The sequence below is a fragment of the Paenibacillus validus NBRC 15382 genome (assembly GCF_004000985.1).
GTDB classification, from domain to species: Bacteria; Bacillota; Bacilli; order Paenibacillales; family NBRC-103111; genus Paenibacillus_G; species Paenibacillus_G validus.
This window is the reverse complement of sequence record NZ_BIMH01000100.1, coordinates 1-5,063: the sequence shown is the minus strand read 5'-3', so window position 1 is coordinate 5,063 and position 5,063 is coordinate 1. Positions and strand designations below refer to the sequence as shown.

The following is a 5,063-nucleotide window of genomic DNA, read 5'->3' as shown; positions in this document are numbered from 1 at the left end:
TTTAGAAATACTTGTGAGGGACAACATATTTTTTTGGTTTTGGAATAACTTCAAAATTTGCAAAGCATTGGAAACTGTAGACAACATAACATCCCCCTAAAATGAAAGAGAGTTAGCTTTGCGAATGGGCGCCATCCATAAACTCAACAATCCCCATGCCTGTGATCCATTCCGCAACGGGCTGATACTCTATAACTTTAGCTTGATATCCCCCCATGATGCCCATTAACGTAATCCAGTTCCGAATTTCCTGTCCCCCGTTACCGCCGTTTGTTTCAATTTCTTCGTAACTCATTGAGAGTAAATCCTCAATTTTATTTCCCAATATCCGATTCAAAATCTGTTCATCCCAACTTTGATTTACACGCCCAGAAGCAATCTTCACTACCCGGCTCTTTCTGAATTCTTCATCTTCTGTTGAGGTGGTTTTTCCATTGATCATGATATTCTTCATCCGAAGACTATCCTCATCATTTGCGTTCACATCGATTTTAGGGATAGGCGGCCAATGTGAAAGTGCGCCTGAGGCTATAATGGCGATCCGTTTTTCATTGGAGTATTTGTCCAGCGCTTTTCGGATCATTTGTCCTAATTGATAACATCTTCTCAATGTTGGCAGTGGTGGAGCACAACAATTGGTCACGATAGGGACGATCGGAATATCAAACTCAGGACGAACATAATAAAGCGGTTGAATATGCCCGTGATCAAGCTGTAGTTCAAACGAATAACTGAGATCAAAACCTTCTACTATGGCCGTATTGAGAATATCATTGGCCAGTTGTTGATCAACCGGGATTTCCGTTTGCGGCAATCCAAAGTCACCGTGTCCCTTACAGGTATGAACGCCGATACAGAACATAGGCATATTATCCAAGAAGAAAGATTTGAAATGATCGTCTGAGATGACGATAATGACATCCGGCTTTTGCTCATCCAATTGTTGTTTAATATAATTGAAACCGCTCAAAACCAGGTTAGCTTTGTCCTGATCGGCTTTACCAAATGAGGTTAACATTAACGGACTGTGGGAAGCTGCATATCCACCAACAATATGTGCCATTACCTATCACCTTCATTCAAAAAGTTAATATGAAGTTCATTGAATTCATTTGCTTGTTCATATTGAGGCCAATGTCCCGCGTTTTCAATTACCTTCATTCGGGCATTAGGAATAGCATTGGCAAAACGTTCTCCTACTTCGATTCCTGCCGTCGGATCATGGGAAGTCCAAATAACAAATGTCGGCGCTGTTATTTTTGCTAAATCCTCCTCAGAGAGCATATTCTTAACCCTAACTTCCATCTCCTGCAGCACTAATATATTTTCAACAGCTTTACGCATTTCCGGCTGGGCATATATTTCGTAGCGGATATCAATCAATTCATCTGTAACACTCGTCTTACTGAGCATTAAAAACTCCAATCTAATTTTTATAAACTCCCGGGTTGGTTGTTCAACCGCTTGCCTTGTAAGCGTTCTCAAACGTTCCATGACTTTAGGATCTGCAATAAGCCCACCCGCCGTATTTAAAACCAACTTGGCAACGCGATGCGGATGATGAATCGCTAGCCACGCACTTACCCATCCGCCCAGAGATTCACCCGAAAGATGCGCCTTTTGAATGCCTAAAGCATCCATAAATTTCAATACATGATCCGCATATACCGGAATGGTATAAGGCACATCCGGTTTATCTGAATACCCATGTCCAACAAAGTCAATGACATAAACTTTAAAATGTTTCGCATGTTCTTTAATATTTCGACTGTAAGCTTCGGCGTGACCTCCGGTGCCATGTAAAAAAATAAGGGGATCTCCCTCTCCGTTCCCGGCCTCAATGACTCGGGTACGAATCCCTTCTGCATTTACATACCGTTGCGAAAATTCAAGTCCTGATAAATTCGTCCATACCGTACTCATGTTTTTTCATTCCTTTACCTGTTTATAGTGGAAATTTCAGCGGTTCGTTTCCTATGAAATGAATTACTTTGCGGCTCTAAGATTAGATTCTCGACGATATTGCAATTGACGCGTTTCATCCAAAAAGTCCCGAACAATATCCATATAGGGTTCCCTGTCGTAAGTCAAATAGGAACGGGCTGTTAAACGGACCGGATCGCCTGCATAGTAACGCTCATATAATAATTGACGTGATCCAAATCCGTCACCGACAAGGTCCCAAGCCAATTTAAACAAACCGATTCGATCTTCAGCGCTTACATGAGCTCCACGGTAATACTTTTTGATATCTTCCGACATGATACCTGTTAAATCATGTTGTGATGGCGTCATCATCAGTCCACCTGCACCTATTAACTGTAAGATTTCAATCATTCGGGGATAAAATTTCGGAAACCAAATTCTTACCGCTTGTAAGGCCTGATCACTCGGTCTGATTAAACCGTTTTTTAAATACACCGCGTCGGATTCGGAAGCCCGTATACAAGCATTAATCGTTTCACGCATGGTTATCATTTCACCGAGTTTTTCTTGCACATGCAGAAAATCTTTGATGTCAATATATTCCGCAATCAAAAATGCTATCCCGAGTAAAAAGTCGGTCTTTGCTAAGGCGCGAATACTTGTCTGGTGAGCAGTGAAAGTTGGAAGATGAAGCGCAATTTGCATACGAGTGCTTAAATCAACATTACCTTTAAGAAAAACGCGTTCCCAAGGCACTAACACATCATCGAAGATCAGGACGGCGTCCATTTCATCGAATCTTCCCCCTAATGGGTGATCAATTAGACCACGACTAAGGTCTAACGGTTCTCTGCAAATAATCTTCAGGCCTGATGTGTTTAGCGGAATTGCGAAAGCCGCTGCATATTTTTCATCCCCCTTTCGTAAGTTAGGGAACGGATAAACTATGACTTCATCTGTATACGGAGCAAGGGTTGCCAACATTTTGGCTCCGCGTAATATCAATCCATCGGACGTTTCGCGTACGACTCCAAGATAAGTATAAGGATCAGCCTGTTCGTGAGGTTGTTTTGAACGATCGATTTGAGGGTCGACAATAGCATGGGTTAATGAAAGATCATTTTCGCGAACATATTGATAGTACTCAACAATATTTTGGCCAAAACGCGGGTCACACTGATTAAAATATTCAGGATATGAGGCTAAGACCATTAACGTAGTATTTAGGAAATCAGGACTTCTCCCCATCATTCCATGTGTGGCATCTGCCCATAATCGGCATGCATTACGGCGACGAATTAAGTCTTCAACACTTTTGGGTGCTAAAAAGGACATACCTACTCTCTCACCAGTAACCGGTGACTCATAGGTCAAAATATCCCGATATTTCGGATCATGTTGCATGTCATACAAGTTTGCAATGGATTCGACTCCATGTTTTAACGCAGGGTGGGTAGTGACGTCTTTGACTCGTTCCCCTCCTATCCAAACTTCACGACCATCTCTTAAACCATTAATGTAATCTATTCCACTACGGATAGCCATAAATCATCTTTCTCCTTTTCATTATCAATTTAATTACAATTACAATTTATACCTTTTAGAAACCTTAAACAACGTCCAAGTTTCATTTATTAAAACAACTTCAAGTATTTTTTTATATTGTTTTTAATCTTCTGCATATTTCCTCGGACACTTCAACTGTCTTACATTTTCCACCAATGTCCGGAGTACTAATGCCATCCCTGATGACTCCTTCAATTACCTCCAGTAATGTATTTCCCATTTCTATCTCTCCAAAATGGTCTAACATCAATTTGGCTGTCCATATCTGGCCCACTGGATTGGCAATGCCCTTGCCACAAATGTCAGGGGCGGAACCATGGACAGGTTCAAACATGGAAGGAAACTTTCCGTTTAAATTTATATTGGCAGCCGGAGCAATACCAATACTACCCATGATTGCTCCACCCACATCAGTCAAGATATCACCGAATAAGTTACTTGCTACAATAACATCAAAGATTTGGGGACGAGAAACAAAAAATGCAGTTAAGGCGTCAATATGATAAGACGCAGTGGCAATATTCGGATAATCATCTTTGATTTCATTAAAAACACTATCCCAATACGGCATTGAATGAAAAATACCGTTAGACTTGGTAGCGCTTGTTACATGTCCTTTTCTTTTCAGAGCCAGTTCAAAAGCATAACGCATCGCTCTCTCCACCCCTTTACGAGTGAAAACAGCATTTTGAATCGTTATCTCGTCCTCACCTTGGTGTATTCGGCCGCCTATTTCACTATATTCTCCTTCACTATTCTCCCTTACCACAATTAAATCGAAATCGTTTGGATTGAGCAGTGGAGATTGCAATCCCTTAAAATATTTAGCTGGGCGAATATTAATAACTTGCTGAAACTCACGGCGTATTTTAATTAAAAGTCCCCATAATGAAATGTGATCGGGAACAAGTTCCGGATTGCCGACTGCCCCCAGAAATACGGCATCAAAATTTGATAGCGCTTTCAATCCATCGTCCGGCATCATTATCCCATTTTTTACATAGTACTCACAATTCCAAGGAAACTCAGTAAATCCAAATTTCAATCCTCCATGCACCTCTGCTACCGTATTCAAAACATCCATTGCAGGAGGCACTACTTCTTGACCAATCCCATCGCCGGGTATTACAGCAATTTTGATGGTTTTCATTAAATCCCCTACTCCCAATTAAAATTGTTAATGCTTGCAATTTTGTATTTCTGACAATACGTTCTTGGTTTGCGCGCATAACCAACAGACGGTGCATGCAAATTATCGATGATGCCCCCAAGCTCTCACGCGCTTCGTTCAGTAGATTCAATTCCGTCGGATACGACACGCCGACGGGTGTGCACGTGTATCAAGCAGGAGCACATCCGATTTCCTTGCACATGAATTCGACAAATAGGGCTGAAAACACTTGTGAATATGAGGTTCTTCTAACATTCAGCAAACTCTATGTAGGTAATAATTATGTTTAAAAATAACAGTATCCTATTTAATAATTGGTTACAACATAATGATTTCACTATCTAAAACAATTAAAAATAGTTTTACCATACGAAAGCAGAATCTATGATCTACCCAATGT

4 protein-coding genes are annotated in these 5,063 nt (G+C 40.9%); all 4 read right to left on the bottom strand.

Annotated features, from left to right (window positions below; translation table 11 throughout):
• Positions 1 to 112: 112 nt before the first annotated feature.
• Positions 113 to 1,063 carry a DODA-type extradiol aromatic ring-opening family dioxygenase gene (locus PVA01S_RS26100; RefSeq protein WP_127610801.1) on the bottom strand — a complete coding sequence of 317 codons (951 nt, stop codon included), beginning with the start codon at positions 1,061 to 1,063 and terminating at the stop codon, positions 113 to 115.
• Positions 1,063 to 1,923 carry an alpha/beta fold hydrolase gene (locus tag PVA01S_RS26095; RefSeq protein ID WP_127610800.1) on the bottom strand — a complete coding sequence of 287 codons (861 nt, stop codon included), beginning with the start codon at positions 1,921 to 1,923 and terminating at the stop codon, positions 1,063 to 1,065. Before PVA01S_RS26095 ends, PVA01S_RS26100 begins: the two co-directional genes overlap by 1 nt.
• Positions 1,924 to 1,986: 63 nt before the next feature.
• A complete protein-coding gene (gene hpaB / locus PVA01S_RS26090; RefSeq protein WP_127610799.1) occupies positions 1,987 to 3,471 on the bottom strand; it encodes a 4-hydroxyphenylacetate 3-monooxygenase, oxygenase component in 1,485 nt (494 codons plus the stop codon).
• A 112-nt stretch (positions 3,472 to 3,583) separates the two neighbouring features.
• Complete coding sequence (locus PVA01S_RS26085; protein WP_127610798.1) at positions 3,584 to 4,642, bottom strand: tartrate dehydrogenase; 1,059 nt, start codon at positions 4,640 to 4,642, stop codon at positions 3,584 to 3,586.
• Between the last annotated feature and the right edge of the window lie 421 nt (positions 4,643 to 5,063).